11 protein-coding genes are annotated in these 12,416 nt (G+C 41.1%); 7 read left to right on the plus strand and 4 right to left on the minus strand.

Annotated features, from left to right (window positions below; all coding sequences use genetic code 11):
* Positions 1 to 116 precede the first annotated feature (116 nt).
* From GOP56_RS10450 to GOP56_RS10460, 3 genes are all read left to right on the plus strand, one after another.
* Positions 117 to 836 carry a 3-ketoacyl-ACP reductase gene (locus tag GOP56_RS10450; RefSeq protein WP_003339777.1) on the plus strand — a complete coding sequence of 240 codons (720 nt, stop codon included), beginning with the start codon at positions 117 to 119 and terminating at the stop codon, positions 834 to 836.
* 145 nt (positions 837 to 981) lie between these two features.
* Positions 982 to 2,340, plus strand: coding sequence for a TrkH family potassium uptake protein (locus tag GOP56_RS10455; protein WP_068793287.1), 1,359 nt, complete (start codon positions 982 to 984; stop codon positions 2,338 to 2,340).
* A 232-nt stretch (positions 2,341 to 2,572) separates the two neighbouring features.
* Complete coding sequence (locus GOP56_RS10460) at positions 2,573 to 3,244, plus strand: O-methyltransferase (RefSeq protein ID WP_163245524.1); 672 nt, start codon at positions 2,573 to 2,575, stop codon at positions 3,242 to 3,244.
* A gap of 145 nt (positions 3,245 to 3,389) precedes the next feature.
* Here GOP56_RS10460 and GOP56_RS10465 read toward each other — a convergent pair whose 3' ends face one another.
* The 4 genes from GOP56_RS10465 to GOP56_RS10475 form a co-directional block, all read right to left on the minus strand.
* Positions 3,390 to 4,802 (minus strand): DNA-binding protein, encoded by a 1,413-nt coding sequence (locus GOP56_RS10465; protein WP_163245525.1) that lies wholly within the window; start codon positions 4,800 to 4,802, stop codon positions 3,390 to 3,392.
* Between the two features lie 249 nt (positions 4,803 to 5,051).
* On the minus strand, positions 5,052 to 5,186 hold the full coding sequence (locus GOP56_RS24195) for a hypothetical protein (RefSeq protein WP_256380012.1): 135 nt from the start codon (positions 5,184 to 5,186) through the stop codon (positions 5,052 to 5,054).
* 3 nt (positions 5,187 to 5,189) lie between these two features.
* Positions 5,190 to 6,488: a helix-turn-helix domain-containing protein gene (locus tag GOP56_RS10470; RefSeq protein WP_163245526.1), complete on the minus strand. Its 1,299-nt coding sequence runs from the start codon at positions 6,486 to 6,488 to the stop codon at positions 5,190 to 5,192.
* A 52-nt stretch (positions 6,489 to 6,540) separates the two neighbouring features.
* Positions 6,541 to 6,780, minus strand: coding sequence for a helix-turn-helix domain-containing protein (locus tag GOP56_RS10475; protein WP_003338810.1), 240 nt, complete (start codon positions 6,778 to 6,780; stop codon positions 6,541 to 6,543).
* A 161-nt stretch (positions 6,781 to 6,941) separates the two neighbouring features.
* Here GOP56_RS10475 and GOP56_RS10480 point away from each other — a divergent pair, with 161 nt between their 5' ends.
* The 4 genes from GOP56_RS10480 (at position 6,942) to GOP56_RS10495 (ending at position 11,583) form a co-directional block, all read left to right on the plus strand.
* Positions 6,942 to 7,307: a helix-turn-helix domain-containing protein gene (locus GOP56_RS10480; protein ID WP_163245527.1), complete on the plus strand. Its 366-nt coding sequence runs from the start codon at positions 6,942 to 6,944 to the stop codon at positions 7,305 to 7,307.
* Positions 7,308 to 7,738: 431 nt separating this feature from the next.
* The gene (locus GOP56_RS10485; RefSeq protein WP_163245528.1) at positions 7,739 to 9,376 is read left to right on the plus strand and encodes a pyridoxal phosphate-dependent decarboxylase family protein; all 1,638 of its coding nucleotides are present in this window, start codon (positions 7,739 to 7,741) and stop codon (positions 9,374 to 9,376) included.
* A gap of 47 nt (positions 9,377 to 9,423) precedes the next feature.
* Positions 9,424 to 10,596: a pyridoxal phosphate-dependent aminotransferase gene (locus tag GOP56_RS10490; RefSeq protein WP_163245529.1), complete on the plus strand. Its 1,173-nt coding sequence runs from the start codon at positions 9,424 to 9,426 to the stop codon at positions 10,594 to 10,596.
* A gap of 102 nt (positions 10,597 to 10,698) precedes the next feature.
* Positions 10,699 to 11,583, plus strand: coding sequence for an EamA family transporter (locus GOP56_RS10495; protein ID WP_096887451.1), 885 nt, complete (start codon positions 10,699 to 10,701; stop codon positions 11,581 to 11,583).
* Positions 11,584 to 12,416: the final 833 nt, after the last annotated feature.

The following is a 12,416-nucleotide window of genomic DNA, read 5'->3' on the forward strand; positions in this document are numbered from 1 at the left end:
AGTGTATCATGCTTTTTATCCAGCTATAACAACTAGTTGCACTTACAAAATTGACATAACAAAAGGCATTTTCGTATCATCATTTATACTAAGTTAAAAATGGGAGGATTGCCGACATGGATTTTAAAGGAAAAAAAGCGTTAATTACCGGAGCAGGAAAAGGAATTGGACGTGCGATTGCCGTCGCTTTGGCAAAAGAAGGAACCCATCTAGGTTTGGTCGCCCGCACAGAATCTGATCTACAGGAGTTAGCTACTGAGCTTGCCAAAACCTATGGTGTTACAGTTCATATTGCAACTGCTGATATTTCAAAACGCAGTGATGTGGAAGCCGCGTATGCCAAAATGAAAGCAGAGCTTGGTTCTATAGATATCCTGATCAATAATGCCGGTACTGCTACTTTCGGTACAGTTACAGACATGGACCCAGCAGAGTGGGAACGCATCGTTGCTGTGAATTTGTTTGGAACCTACTACATGACATATGCGGCATTGCCTGATATGATCGCTCAAAACAGCGGAAATATCATCAATGTAGCTTCTACTGCTGGAGAACGCGGTTTTGCGACAGGCTCTGCGTATTGCGCTTCTAAATTCGCCGTAATGGGCTTTACAGAATCCCTATTGCAAGAGGTGCGCAAACACAACATTCGCGTCACAGCGCTAACTCCAAGTACTGTCAACACCGAGCTAGCTGTTAATGCCGGTCTAAAAATCGGTGCAGAAGACAACATGATGCAACCAGAGGATGTAGCAGAGCTAGCCTTAGCCACCCTGCGCTTGCCTGAGCGTGTCTTCATTAAAACATCTGGAATTTGGACCACGAATCCACAATAATTATAGAGATTTGTTCATCAAAAGAAGCCCTTTTTGTCTGTTAAAAAGAGGGCTTCTTTTTTTTGCACCTGTTAAAAACTCGTTTTGCTTGTTACAATGTTTTTCGGTAGAATTACCTGTATTACTTACTCAGGAGGTAAGCGAGTTGCTGCTCTCTTATAAAAAACGGCGCTTAAGCTCCGTACAAATTATTGTCATGTTTTATCTTAGCAGTGTTATCCTCGCTGCATTACTTCTCTGGTTACCCATCTTTCACCAGCCTGGCGTATCTATAACTTTTGTAGATTCTTTGTTTACGGCAGCCAGTGCGATTAGCGTAACGGGTCTAACCGTCATCCAAATTAGTGAAGTGTTTAATCAGAGCGGAATTATTTTACTCACCTTGTTCTTTCAAATAGGTGGAATCGGCATTATGACCTTAGGTACCTTTTTATGGATGATGCTTGGACAACGAATCGGCTTAGAACAAAGAAAATGGATTGCTACGGACCACAATCGTCCCACTCTATCGGGATTGGTCAAATTAACGCGAAGTATTTTATTGCTCACCATCTTAATTGAGCTAATCGGTACGCTACTGCTAGGCAGTTATTTCTTTTGGACTGGCTATCAGACTGATTGGTATACCGCCTACTATTATGGCTACTTTGTTTCCATTAGTGCATTTACCAATGCTGGATTCGATATCTTTGGTAATTCCCTGCTCAGCTTCTCGGGGGATTATTTTGTCCAAAGCATCAATATGATCCTCATCATCTGTGGAGCGATCGGGTTTCCTGTGCTGATAGAACTGGTCAGCTACGCAACTCATCGACAAGGTCAATATCGCTTTACGTTTTCCTTATTCACAAAGGTAACAACCTTGACTTTCTTCACACTAATCGTGGTTGGGACACTGCTCTTTTACTTTTTTGAAAAGAATGCCTTTTTACAGGATAAAACCTGGCATGAGGCACTTTTTTACTCCCTGTTCCAATCTGTTTCTACACGAAGCGGCGGTTTAGCCACGATGGATATCGGCTTACTGTCCACCCCTACCCTTGTCATGCTATCCGGCATGATGTTTATCGGGGCTTCTCCAAGCAGTGTGGGGGGCGGGATTCGGACAACTACGTTTTTCGTTCTAATTGCGACCATATATACTTATATGCGTGGACAAAAGGATGTAAAAGTATTTGGTCGTGAGCTAGTCCAAGAAGATGTCATCAAATCGTTTATGGTGTTCTTTGTCGCAATCATCATGGTGTTCACGGCAGTTATTTTCATGGTGTGGTTCGAGGACCTGTCGATGCAGGCCATTTTATTTGAAGTCTGTTCGGCCTTTGGTACAACTGGCTTGTCGATGGGGATTACTTCGGAACTAAGCACACCTGGTAAGCTCATTCTCATCATCATGATGGTGATTGGACGGATTGGGATTATCAACCTATTACTATTCTTAAAAAAGGATGCCCCGTCTGTTCGTTATCATTATCCAAAAGAGCGGATGATTATTGGTCAATAGGAAGAGGAAAAGGCGCTTGGAAGGAGCGCCTTTTTTTGTTGTCCTGCATTCCGTACCTCCAATCTTCAAAGATGTTCTGGACAATCCTGATCTTTTGCTTATTCATTTATATTCGACGAACCATTCGAAAAAAAATCTCTTTTTATGCGTTTTATTTTTCATCCTGTATTACACTAGAAGCAGATTCAAGATAAAGAAATTGCTGTTATCAGATTAAAGGAGGATGATTGACATGCAAGCACCTACCAAATGGGCTGAGGTTGATCAGTATTTTAACAGTATGCTACTTCCGTCTGATCCAATTCTAGAAGGAGTTCTCCAAGCAAATGCTAATGCCGGCATGCCTGCCATTGATGTCGCACCAAACCAAGGGAAGTTCTTATACCTGCTCGCCAAAATAAGAGGGGCAAAGAAAATTTTAGAAATAGGGACACTTGGTGGTTACAGCAGTATCTGGCTTGCTCGTGCCTTGCCAGAAGATGGTCAGCTTATCTCCTTAGAATATGAGCAACCATTCGCTCAAGTCGCGAAAGAGAATATAAAAAAAGCGGGGCTCACTGAAAAAGTAACCATTCTTGTAGGCCCTGCACTAGAAACACTCCCGACCCTTCAAGAAAAAGGGCTGACGGGCTTCGATATGATTTTTATTGATGCCGATAAACAAAACAACCCTCATTATTTACAATGGGCTTTACAGCTTTGCAATCCAGGGGCAATTATTCTGGGAGATAATGTGGTACGTAATGGAGAAGTGATCGATCCCGAGAATGGAGATGATCGTATTCAGGGCATTCGACAATTCTTTGATCTGCTAGCTGCTGAGCCCCGCATTGAAGCAACGGCTATCCAAACCGTGGGGAGCAAAGGTTATGACGGCTTCGCTCTTGGTGTCGTAAAAGGATAGCGAAAAATCTATTGATAAACCAAAGAAAAGCACTCCTGATAAAAGGAGTGCTTTCCAAATGAAAAACAAGAATTAACCACCTACGCCATGTTCATAGGGAACTACAGAATGTTCTGCTTTAGCTACTTCTACATCTGCTACTTGACTAAACATTCCAAAAGCCATTACTAGCGATAGCAAAAATCCCTTCATCCTTTCTCACCTCCTCCAACAATTTTTTATACTCTCTTTTTTGTAGTTCTGTGGCGTGATATCTATATGCTTCAAAAAGTGTTACACATTGGATAAACTTCTTCTGATTATTCATCACGATGGACAAATCCAGACAGCGGAGAGTATCTATTATTCCACTTTCAAACCGTTCATTTTGAAAATGGTAAATAGCCAGATCATATCGAAACCGGAGATGTCGATCTACACAAATGGAATCATGGGAATGTTCAAAGGTACGTATTTCTGCCGAAAATTTCTCTAATAGATGATCTATTAAAAAACCATGCTGGTTGGCTGATTTCATAATTGTTACTACGCCGGATAATATTTCCGTAGGGTGATCCTCAAGGAAGGCAATGTAGTCAGCGAGAACACTTGTATTTCCCATGAGCATGTCTAATGTATACATGTTTGCGGTAGCCCACAGATTGAATTTTTCGACCTCTTCTTGTCCAGAATCGTCTAGCAGTTCAAACCAGCTAAGATCAGCGTAGCCAGAGACATATTCCTTGGCTTGTTCGTAATGCCCTTGTTTTTCCAGAGACACTGCCTTTAACAGATATCCCTGTCCATAATAAACGACCAAATGACGCTCGGTTTTAAGTGGCTGATAGTATCGATTATTCTTTAGCTTGGAAAGTTCCTTTTGGTAAACCAGAGCAGCTAATTTCCTTAGTTCATCTCCGTACTTCTCCACTTCTTTCCACTTATGTAATGTAAAGCATACATTAGCTAGCTGTAGAAGTGCATCCAACTGATGACGCTCAGATAATCTTTTGCGATATGCTTCAAATCGGATAACAGCTTTCCAGTTTTCCTCCATATCGGTTTCCTGCAAGGAACGAAATAAACGATAGTGACTCATAATAAATCGGTCTGAATAGCTGTCCTTTTCATTATCAATCACTAACTGATAAAAGTAGATTGATTCTTCCTGCCTCCCATGTTGAAATAGCTGTTCGGCTACATAAAAAAGGATTTCGATGTTTTTGCGTTGCTCCAATAAGGCTGAGACAACGGGCTGAATGCAGTCATGTCTGTCTAGCTCGGCACATCTAATCAGATAGGGACATACTCTTCTCCTAGATACTCTTCCCTTTGGAAAGCATTCATCAATATACAAGTCATACAGCCAGCCAGGAGGCTCATCAAATACATTTGCAATTGAATCTAATTGTGCAACCGTTAATGTCCTGCCAGGATTTCCATTCAAAAAACCACTTAGATGCCCATTATTGATATGGGATAACTCACTTAATTTACTCAGAGTGTAGTCATGTAATTGGAGACGATGTTCAATTTCCTTACGTATGGATCGCGCCCTAACATGATTACGATCAATCATGTAACCACTCCTTTTAAGCAATCGTATCTATTTGTAGCTAAAGCTGTACCTCCTGTAGACCTCGTAAATTCGATCGGACTATCTTCGGCCTTAGATAGCTGGAAACGGCCGCTCTTTTCTACTTAGGTTTCCGTACAGCCTATCCTCATAACCGAAACGTCCATCTGCTACTACCCTTTTTACACAGGAGCGCTTTTCTGGCAAACGCTCCTGTGTTTCGCTGATTTACAGCTTTACAAAACGCAGATTTTAATAGCCTGGATCATAATCAGATGGTTGAACCTGAAGGCTTGTCCCGCTTGATGTAGGAACCACTGAATCAGTAAGTGTGACCGTTACAAGCATTGTTACAGACATCAAAAGCATACCTATTACTTTTTTCATAGATTACGCACCCCTACTCTGATAGTTTTCAGAAACAATCTGTTGATACACACGTTGCAATTGTTCGATTTGCTTTACCGTTATAGCCTTGGAGCAAGCTACAAAATGAGCCAAGATATCATTGATGCATTCATTCATTTCAAAAAAAGCATTTAGTTTTGCATAGACCAGCAGACTCTTGCTGTAACTCTCAAACCCCTCATCCACATAGCCTGCCTTCATTTGATGAAATCCTTTAAACCGATAATATTTCCCTACCGATAAATGCTTGTACGGTGTTTGCAGGTTCACATACAGCCACTCTTTTTCTTGATGAAATAACTCTTCGCAGGCTTTCACATTATTAATGGTAAGGAAAATATCCAGAAGCTCATTTACCACATGAATTTTAGAAGACGGACTGCTTGTGTCTAAACACTCTTTGAGTAATGGGATAGCAAATTGATACTCTTGTCGCCTTGCGTGTAAAATCGCTCTTGTTAGTAAGGTTGCCTCAGTTACAAAAGAATAAGGAAGCTGTTGAAATTGCTCTAGGTGCCGCTCTACAGCTTTGTATCGCCCTAATCGTGAAAGGGAATTAATCATAGCTAGATAGCCTCTCGCTTTTAATTCACTACTGCCCTGATCCTCTCGAATCCCTGCTTTACTAAGGGCGATACATTTTTCGTACTTCTTTAATGCATAGGCTTGCAGGGCAAATTTATAAAGGAAATCAATCCTTTCCTCCTGCGCCAAAAATACAATGTAATGCAACACCTCCTCTCCCATTTGAAAGGATTCTTCCAGCTTCTTTAAATCCTGCCGCTGCACCAAATAAATTTGCAACAGACCTTTAGCTAGATATTTCTGCATCCCTCTTTCCCTAGCGTAGCTTACGATGAGATTGAATAAAGTGAGACGGCTGGGAAGATCATGAACCAAACGGGAGCACTCATACAGCTTTTCCATGAGCTCGTAACTATCCTCAGTTGGCAGTTGAATAAAACGCAGCGCTACTTTTTTAATCAGTGGGGTTTGTCGTAATGAAATGGATTTGGAGAGCAAATCAAGTAAAATCTTAGGGCGCCGTTCCACTTCTGCATAATAGCCAATGACTTCTTCCCACGGAATCTGTAGGGAAATAGCTAGCGGTTTAATGGTTCGCCATTCGGGTTTGCGGGTTTCCCCACACTCTATTTTTGATATCACCCCCTTGCTGACTCCTGTCATTTTGGATAGCTGTGACAGGCTTAAATTCCTGTCCTGTCTGCGTTTTCTCATTCCTTCCCCAAACGTTTGGTATTGGAAAGCCAATCCTTTCATCCATTCCCCACCTTTGTAGCTTCTACCGTTATTTCTAACGATTCTTTCGCTCTCAAGCTGTTTTAGATTGGTTCATAGATTTTATAACTGAATCCGTTAGTTTATCATCAAAAAAAATGCCTGGTTCAACGTCTAATACATTTGCAATAATCTGCAAGCGTTCTACATCAAGCCTCACCTGCCCGCACGTAATATGTCTGTATCCTTGTAATGAAAGACCTAATATCTTTGCCAAATGCGTCTTAGTGATTCCTTTTGCCCGCCTGATTCTCTCGACATTCTGATGAACCATATGTAGCACCTCTCATTCCAATTTTTAGGAGCCTATAGCTATATCATAATAACGGAACACGTTACTGTCAATGCTCTTTTTTCTTCACTTTCTCAAATTCCGTTAATAAACTATCTTCATTCGTTAGTTGCTGATATTATTTTTTTAAAGAGGTGACGAGAATGCCATTGATCGGTCAACGAATCAAAGAGCTGCGGAAAAAGAAAAAATGGACGCAGCAGGAATTGGCTGCTCGTGTAAACGTCTCAGCACAAGTCATTTCTAACTGGGAGAGAGCTTACACGAATCCCAATCATGATGATATTTATCGACTCTCTACATCCTTAGACGTTTCTGCTGACTACATGCTATTTGGCAACAAGCATACGAAGCTTGTTAAGGAAGCTTCTAGTCCCTATTCCGATTTTGAAGCCTTATATTTATCCGAATTAGAACAGCTATCAGAAGAAGATAGAAAAAAGGTGCTGGAACACATCCGTTACCTGCGCTATCTGGCAAATCAACAACAACAGGATCACGACAAATAGCTCGCATGTTATGTGCGGGCTTTTTTATTTTCAAAGGATGCCCTAGGCTTACTCCGCCTCTTTTTATCGTTGCGATTCCATAAGACCTGCTTGATACTCCTCATAAATAAACATAAACAAAAATTCAGAAGAGTTTAACAAAAATAAATTCATTTCATTATGACTAAATACAAATATCGACAAATTAGCCTATTTCAGGTTATATTATAAGCAATATAATTTCAAAAAGTATGATCATTTGCTATTTATTGAAATTATATGCATAGCACAATGCAAGATTTCGTTCTTCATCTGAGCATAGGAGGGATACCACATAAGATAACAGCCTTCATACAGACAAAAAAATCGCTTACGATCTCCCTTGAGTCAAAATCTAAATGGTTGATGTATAAATCACAAGATAGTTAGCAGTTCTTACTGGAGGTTTCGAAATGATCAAAAACATAAAGCCAGAAACAGAATTTTTACTTCCATACGAAGATAATGTAGAGACATTTTTCAATAAGACAGCCCTCCTTCAAAAACAGCTTCAGGCTATGAATCATCTAAATCCAAAATTTTCTGCCCAAACCTTTCATTATAAGGAAGATCTAGAAAAAAGCTATATGCCGGAAACGGGAAAACATACAGAAGAGGTCTTTCATAGCCTTTCTGAAATGTTTGAAGGCAGTATTCGTCCGCACTCCCCCTATTCGCTCTTTAATATGGTGCCCTCACCCTTGTTAGATACTGTGGCAGCGACAACAATGACACAATTATATAATTCCAATAGTTTAATGGATGCCTTTGGTGGCAAAACAATATTATTTGAGCAACGCATAGCAAGAGCCATTGGCCGTTTAGTAGGCTGGGAGCAAGCACATGGGATTTCTTGCAATGGTGGGAAATTAACACTTTTCTACGCGATTAAATCAGCCATTTCCAAAATCGCTCCTGAATCAAGACGTGAAGGGATTCCCAATGATCTCGTGGTCCTAACAAATGAAGGCGCACATTATTGTGTTGAGCATGTTTGTTCCATACTTGGTTTAGGAGCGGATCAATGCATCCGTATTGGTACTACAGAGGATTGGCGCATGGATGTAACGAAGCTAAAACAGGTTCTGCACGAGCAGCTCGCTAAAGGAAAGCGAATTGCCGCCGTTGTATGTTGCGGTGGAACCACGATTAACTTCGCTTGTGATGATACGAATGAGGTATATCAGTGTGTTGAGCAGGTATTTGCAGAAACGAAGCAAACCTATTTTCCCTATTTTCATTTAGATAGCGTTATTGGCTGGCTGTGGTTTACTTTTATGGGAGTAAGGGATAACGAATGGGAACAAAAAATCGAAAATGCTGAAATTCGCCGCAAAATTAAGCGAGTAGTAGAAAAGGTAAAAGGTGTTTCTCGATTTGATTCGTTTGGTGTCGATATGCACAAAAATGGTTTGTGCCCCTATTCAACAAGTTTTTTTGTTTCCAAAACGGATGAATGCTTTAACCATTTAAATGAAGGCTCCTATACCTATGGAGAATCCGACTATGAATTCGGTAACTTCCGCGCCTATCGCTATACCATCGAAAATTCTCGTCCTGCTAATGGGATCGCCGCCGCTTGGGTGGCAATGAACCGGTTAGGAAGAGTGGGATTTCAGGAATATTTAGTCCAGCTACATACGTTACATATGAAATTTAAGGATGCGCTTGAAAAAGTAAGCGGTATCTCTGTCATTAATGATGCCTCTTTAGGATGGGAGCTTGTGTTTCAGATTGCCTTTAATCGGATTCGCTTACATTCCTCCCACTTCGATACAAACCAAATTGCGAAAACATTCATTCAATACTGCTGGAATGAAACCAATAAAGGGCATGAGGTTCCATTAATTAGTATTGTACCAGAATTTAAAGTGAATCCAGACGATAGCATGAAGACTGCATTTTTACTTTATCCAATGTCATTATTTTCAGAGGATCATATCTCAGAGATTGTCAGTAAATTAGCCTCCTGCATCTATGAATTTGAAATGAAAGTGATTTCAGGAGAAATTGTAGTGGAAAATCGTCTCCTAGAAAAACCAATCCGCTAATTCTTTTATCAGGAAGGTTAAAAAATGATCGGGAAAGGAGCCTTTACATGGCAAGAACCTATATCCAAACCCTGCCAGAGGATGCATTTAGCTTTATTGAGGAGCAATTACAAAGGCAAACACGCCCTGTTATTAACTTAGCCATCGGAAATCCAGATGGTTCCCCGAATCCAGAATTGATGGAAAAGCTGAAGGAATATATCTCAAATCCCAGTTATCATGGCTATGGTGATTTTACTCCAGACGTCGGGAAAAAGCTAAAAAAGGCGGCTGCCGCTTATTACGCACGCCGATTCAAAGTCAGCTTATGTGATGAAACAGAGGTTTTAGATGTATTGGGGACAAAAGAAGGAATTTATTATCTACTGTCTGCTCTATTAGATGAAGGAGACAGCGTCCTCGTCCCCTCCCCTTCTTACAGCGTTTATACGAATTGTTTACATTTAGTAGGCGGAGTTCCTATCTATTTTCCATGTGAAAAAGAAACCTTTGTACCAGATTTATCACAGATCTCTCAGGAAGATTTGCAAAAAGCCAAGGTGATGGTCCTTTGCTCACCTGGGAATCCAACAGCAACTGTGTTATCGAAAGAGTTTTTGGCAGAAGCCATTGCTCTGGCAAAGGAATTTAATTTTGTGATCATCCATGATTTAGCCTATGCTGAAATCTCTTATGATGGTGCTGAGGTTCCTAGTATTCTTTCTTTACCGGGAGGCAGGGATGTCGCTGTTGAGCTATATAGCTTAAGTAAATCTTGCAATGTAGCAGGATGGCGTATTGGCTTTGCTGTAGGAAATAAACACGTATTGCAGGGGTTGCGAACTATGAAATTCAATGTTGATTTTGGAATGTTCCTGCCCTTCCAATGTGTGGCCATAGATGCGCTGGAGCAGATGGAATACTACGCATCTGAGCAGACGAAACGCTATCAGGAGCGCATGGATTATTTTGTCCCAGAGCTGCAAAAGTTAGGCTGGGAGGTTAAAAAGTCACCTGCATCCTTCTTTCTTTGGACAAAGATTCCTCGCGAGTATGAAGAAATGGGCGATCGGAATTTCGTAAGCTATCTCTTAGACCAAGCAGGCATTCTCCTTTCACCCGGCAGTGGATTTGGTGCTGGCGGTGCAGGATATGTGCGCATTGCACTGGTTAAGGACATCGAGGTGCTACAAGAGGTAATTGCACGTCTGCAACAGCTAAAAGTAAGCGCAGCAACATAAGAAGGCTGACGAGGACGAGCACAGCACCACTTAGCTAGTGCTTGGCGCGGAAAATTTTTTCAGCTTATATCCTAAAATCGTTCATTTACACGGAGGCTCGATTTGTTTCGTTATTCCTTTTTAGTGTTAGCAGGAGCTTGTAGCATTGGGGTATTAGCCATATTTGTAAAGTTTGCCTACCAGATGGGCTTTACACTAGGCGAGGTAATTGGCAGCCAATATGTAACCGGCTGGCTCTTATTGCTTGTCCTAACCTTATTATTTTTTCGCCAGAGCGTTCCACTCAAAAAAGCGATTGCGTTATTTTTTGCGGGTACATCAGCTAGCTTCACCGGCATTTGTTATTATGCTGCATTGCAAACGATCCCCGCTTCTATCGGCATTGTTTTGCTTTTTCAATTTGTCTGGATCGGTATCATTATTGAAGCCATCTCTACCAGGACCTTACCATCAAAAGAAAAAATTATTTCTGTGCTATTCTTGCTAGCCGGTACTGCTCTTTCCGGCGGCTTACTGGAGCAATCCATTCAAAGTCTGGAAATAAGCGGTATCCTCCTTGGATTATTGTCTGCCGTCTCTTTTGCTTGTTATCTGTTTGTAAGCGGAAAAGTAGCCGTGGAGGTTCCGCCTTTTCCTCGAAGTGTATTCCTGATAGCTGGCGCATTAGTGCTTATACTCATCGTTTTCCCGCCAACCTTTCTCTACGACGGAGCGCTGGAAAAAGGTCTATGGAAATATGCACTAGCCTTAGGAACCTTTAGTATTGTGATTCCTTCAATTGCTTTTTCCATCGGGATTCCAAAAATCGGCTCGGGACTAGCTACGATTTTAGCGACAGCCGAATTACCCGTTACCGTTATTTTATCTGTGCTGATTTTAAAAGAAGCGGTCTCTGCATCGCAATGGATAGGCGTGGGCTTTATTTTTATCGGCATTGCCCTTCCACAGCTAGCTCACTTTACAGCTCGTGCCAGATCAAGCATGTAAGCCCACGCCTGGGACGAAAGAGAAAGCTGGTTATAAGACAGCCCCCCTTAGACCAAGGAGATTAGTTTGTTCCGGGAACAACACTCCGCACTTAGTGGCATATGGAGATCTGTTCATTATGTATACGATCAGATTGATAGAGAAGTCAAACGGATAGAACAAGAACGCTACAAGAGCGCATATCGTTCTCGAACGAAAGGTTAAAACAGAACACATACCAAAAGACTTTCACCTACCAATAATGAATGTATTGATTAAAAAAGGGATTCTAGCCCCCGTGAGTGGGCGTCGACCAAAGGCAAAGACCTTATGAAATCCTGACTCCCCCCTTAAAGGGGGCGCAGGGATGGCTCTGCCAACCTGACTGGATAGCGTTGGTGGATAGACCCGCTCGTCAAGGTCGGGTTGTATTTTTTCTTTGCAAAAATCTCCACCCTTTCCCTTGACGGCTTCTTCCTCCGGTTAAAGGTGCATCAATTTAAAGATTATCTTATAATCTGGGGTAGTCCCGAAAAAACACGTTAAGCGTTTGGAAATCATATTAAGGAATTGGTACATGATGGCGGAACCCCAATATGAATAAACATATACTTGGAATATGAGAGGTGGAGAAAGAAGGGAGTAACAAAATAGTTACTGTATATTTTATTTTAGAAAAATATTGAAATATACATAGGTTTTAATCCCTGACTAAGCCATGATAATAGAAATAGTGATTATTTTATTAGGCTTTTTATTTGCACTCTTCTTCTTCTTTAGAGGAGCTTTCATTCAGAACAAACGTTATATTGTATTCTCAGCAGTTTTATTTGTATGTTGGATTACATACTTAT

The organism is Brevibacillus sp. 7WMA2, from assembly GCF_010748895.1.
GTDB classification, from domain to species: domain Bacteria; phylum Bacillota; class Bacilli; order Brevibacillales; family Brevibacillaceae; genus Brevibacillus_B; species Brevibacillus_B halotolerans.